Origin of the sequence: Flavobacterium sp. (assembly GCF_030146175.1) — a bacterium.
GTDB lineage: Bacteria > Bacteroidota > Bacteroidia > Flavobacteriales > Flavobacteriaceae > Flavobacterium.
Window position 1 is genome coordinate 1 of record NZ_JASLCE010000134.1, and the last position, 3,732, is coordinate 3,732.

General features: G+C 37.5%; 4 protein-coding genes and 1 pseudogene. 2 read left to right on the forward strand and 3 right to left on the reverse strand.

Translation table 11 applies throughout. The annotated features are described in order from the left end of the window. Nucleotides 1-105 precede the first annotated feature (105 nt). Nucleotides 106-360, forward strand: a complete 255-nt coding sequence (rpsT, locus tag Q1R07_RS15200) for a 30S ribosomal protein S20 (protein WP_300491897.1) — start codon at nt 106-108, stop codon at nt 358-360. A gap of 149 nt (nt 361-509) precedes the next feature. Beyond that, entirely contained in the window at nt 510-2,309 is a 1,800-nt protein-coding gene (gene typA / locus Q1R07_RS15205; protein WP_300491899.1) for a translational GTPase TypA, read from the forward strand. 98 nt (nt 2,310-2,407) lie between these two features. Here typA and Q1R07_RS15210 read toward each other — a convergent pair whose 3' ends face one another. From Q1R07_RS15210 to Q1R07_RS15220, 3 genes and pseudogenes are all read right to left on the reverse strand, one after another. Continuing rightward, complete coding sequence (locus Q1R07_RS15210) at nt 2,408-2,977, reverse strand: alpha-ketoglutarate-dependent dioxygenase AlkB (protein WP_300491901.1); 570 nt, start codon at nt 2,975-2,977, stop codon at nt 2,408-2,410. After that, nucleotides 2,928-3,428 carry a hypothetical protein gene (locus Q1R07_RS15215; RefSeq protein WP_300491903.1) on the reverse strand — a complete coding sequence of 167 codons (501 nt, stop codon included), beginning with the start codon at nt 3,426-3,428 and terminating at the stop codon, nt 2,928-2,930. The genes Q1R07_RS15210 and Q1R07_RS15215 overlap by 50 nt, the downstream gene beginning before the upstream one ends. A gap of 61 nt (nt 3,429-3,489) precedes the next feature. Then, nucleotides 3,490-3,732 (reverse strand): annotated as a pseudogene (locus tag Q1R07_RS15220) (DUF349 domain-containing protein); the annotation flags it as partial.

Consider the following 3,732-nt stretch of genomic DNA (forward strand, 5'->3'; position numbering starts at 1 on the left):
GTCTAGGGGTTAGGACGCCAGGTTTTCATCCTGGTAACAGGGGTTCGATTCCCCTACGGACTACGAAAAAAAGAAATGTAAAAAGACTTAATCAATTTTAAGAAAATGGCAAATCATAAGTCGGCTTTAAAAAGAATCAGAAGCAACGAAAAAAAGAGAGTATTAAACAGATACCAACATAAAACTACACGTAACGCTATCAAGGCCCTACGTTTAGCAACTGATAAAGCAGAAGCGTCAGCTAAATTGTCTGCTGTTATCGCTATGATCGATAAGTTAGCGAAGAAAAATGTTATCCACGATAACAAAGCTTCTAACTTAAAATCAAAACTAACGAAGCACGTAGCTAAATTAGCATAAGCTAATTGAAACACGATATAAAAAACCAAGCTCTCTTTGACGAGAGCTTTTTTTGTTGTTATTATTTTGTTATTTTTTTGCTAACTACTTAAAAATTAGCGTGTTTATATAAAAAATAAATTGTAATTTCGCACCCTCAAAAATTATTTATGACTTCTATCAGAAACATTGCGATTATCGCTCACGTTGACCACGGTAAGACTACTTTGGTTGACAAAATCATGTATCACTGTCAGTTATTCCGTGAAAACGAGAATACCGGAGACTTAATTCTTGACAACAACGATTTGGAACGTGAAAGAGGGATCACAATTACCTCTAAAAACGTATCGGTAACCTACAAAGGGACAAAGATTAACATTATCGATACTCCGGGCCACGCCGATTTTGGTGGAGAAGTAGAACGTGTATTAAACATGGCTGATGGTGTGTTGTTGTTGGTGGATGCCTTCGAAGGACCAATGCCACAAACACGTTTCGTATTACAGAAAGCGATCGACTTAGGATTAAAACCATGTGTGGTTGTAAACAAAGTGGATAAAGAAAACTGTACTCCGGAAGAAGTTCATGAAAAAGTATTTGATTTAATGTTTGAATTAGGAGCAGAAGAATGGCAGTTGGATTTCCCAACCGTTTATGGTTCTGCTAAAAATAACTGGATGTCGACTGACTGGAAAAATCAGACGGAAAACATCGAGCCTTTATTGGATATGGTGTTGGAACACATTCCGGCTCCAAAAGTATCAGAAGGAACGCCACAGATGTTGATTACTTCTTTGGATTTCTCCAACTTTACAGGACGTATCGCTATCGGACGTTTACAAAGAGGAGAATTAAAAGAAGGTATGAATATCTCTTTGGTAAAACGTGATGGTAAGATTATCAAATCTAAAATCAAAGAATTACACGTTTTTGAAGGAATCGGAAGACGTAAAATTGAGCAGGTTGTTGCCGGAGATATTTGTGCGATCGTAGGATTGGAAGGATTTGAAATCGGGGATACTGTTGCCGATTTTGAAAATCCGGAAGCATTGGCAACCATCGCAATCGATGAGCCAACAATGAGTATGTTGTTTACGATCAACGATTCACCATTCTTTGGAAAAGAAGGAAAATTTGTGACTTCCCGTCACATTAAAGATAGATTAACGAAAGAGCTAGAGAAAAACTTGGCATTGCGTGTGAATGAAACCAATAGTGCTGATAAATTTTTGGTTTTCGGACGTGGTGTACTTCACTTGTCAGTATTAATCGAAACCATGCGTCGTGAAGGATACGAATTGCAAATCGGACAGCCACAGGTAATCATCAAAGAAATTGATGGTGTTAAATGTGAGCCGGTTGAGGAATTAACGATCGACTTACCAGAAAACCTTTCCGGGAGAGCGGTAGAATTCGTAACTCTACGTAAAGGTGAAATGTTGAGTATGGAGCCAAAAGGTGACCGTATGATCATTAAATTCTATATTCCGTCACGAGGAATTATCGGATTGCGTAACCAATTGCTAACGGCTACGGCTGGCGAAGCGATTATGGCACACCGATTCTTAGAATACCAACCGTTTAAAGGTGAAATCGCAGGACGTATCAACGGATCGTTAATTTCGATGGAAAACGGTAAAGCAATTCCATATTCAATCGATAAATTACAGGATCGTGGTAAGTTCTTCGTAGATCCGAATGAGGACATCTATGAAGGTCAGGTGATCGGTGAGAACTCACGTGGTGATGATATGGTTGTAAACGTAACCAAAACGAAAAAATTAACCAACGTACGTTCTTCCGGAGCAGATGATAAAGCCAGAATTATTCCGGCAATCAAATTCTCTTTAGAGGAAGCGTTAGAATACATCCAAAAAGACGAGTATGTAGAGGTAACACCAAAATCATTACGTCTTCGTAAGATCTATTTGAATGAAAATGACAGAAAACGATTTAAAATCGACTAATCATAAAAATAAAAAACCGCTTTTAAAGCGGTTTTTTTTATAGCTATAAAAAGACCGGATTTCCGGTCTTTTTTGTAGTGTGTTAGTTTTGCCGTTGTTTACTTATCGATGATCTTTCGGAAGGTAATGGAAACTCTTCTCTGACGCAGGATAATTTCGTCATTTATTCCGTGATCTTTTTTTACGGCTTTAATACCGTGTTTCCATTCGTATCGACTCTCTCCGGATAATAATAGTATACTTCTTGGTTTCAATAAAAGCGGCACTTTAGTGTCGTCTTTGGTAAATTCCATCACACAAGCCGAATGTAGGCTTACCGATAGTATGATGTCGTCAAACGATGCGGTGGAATCGATGTGTGACGCGATTCCCTGGCCGGGTTCGTATTCATTAATGATCACTTGATTAAAAGAATAATCCAAATCGAAATACTTCTGAATCTTTTTCTTTAGATTTTCGAGCCAGTCGGGTAATTTTTCAAATAGAGAATTGTCAATGACTTTGCTTTTGTAATTATACCGGTAGCCATAGTGTTGTACGCGTCTTTTAAGACTGGTGTCCCATGGACTGGAATCAATGTGATCAAGTAAAAGATTCTCTTCGGAAACGGTTAGAAAATCATTTTTCAGGAGTAAGCCATTGATGTTTGTTTTGTTCAAATTCGCCACTTGAAATACTTTTTAAGAAATGTAAAAAATCGTTGTATACGGGTTTAAATCCCGAATCTAAATTGTTTGATACCCAAATTCTGTTCGCGTTTGCGTCTTCATTTGAATTGTATGCAAAAAAAAGCATTTCATCTCCGCTATCGGCATAATCGGCTAAAACATAGATGCCGTTCGAATCAAGAAGCGGATAGTCGGTAATGGCCATTCCTTCCCAATAGCCAAAGCCAAATACACTAATACTTCCGCCATCGTTAAAAGTTAGTATAGCGTCTCCAAATTGGCTTAAAAAGTAAAAATAGCCTTCATCAGTAATGAAGGTTGCCTGGTTTTGCAATTCTTTAGTGTCTTCAAGGTATTTGTTTTTTTTAAGTTTTGGATTGGCAGTTTCCAAATAGATGGCGGTGGTTAATGAAGCAACGACTTCGCTAATGGTGTCTTGTATGTTGATCATGCTTTATTTTTTATGCGATACTATAAAAAAAGACCGGATTTCCGGTCTTTTTTGTATTATGTTATTCCTGTTGTTTTAAACTACGGATTTGTTTTAGTTTTTCTTTCCAGGTTTTTAATTCTTCTTTATGACGATCAATGTTTTTGTTGATCTCTTTGATAAACGGATTGTCCGGCTTAGCATTGGAAATAAACTGAATGTTGTTTTCCAATTGGAAGATTTCGCCTTGTACTTCATCAATCTTACGCATGATAAAGATTTGCTCGTTTTCCAGTTTTCGGGAATCGTCACTGTCGGCAAGTTG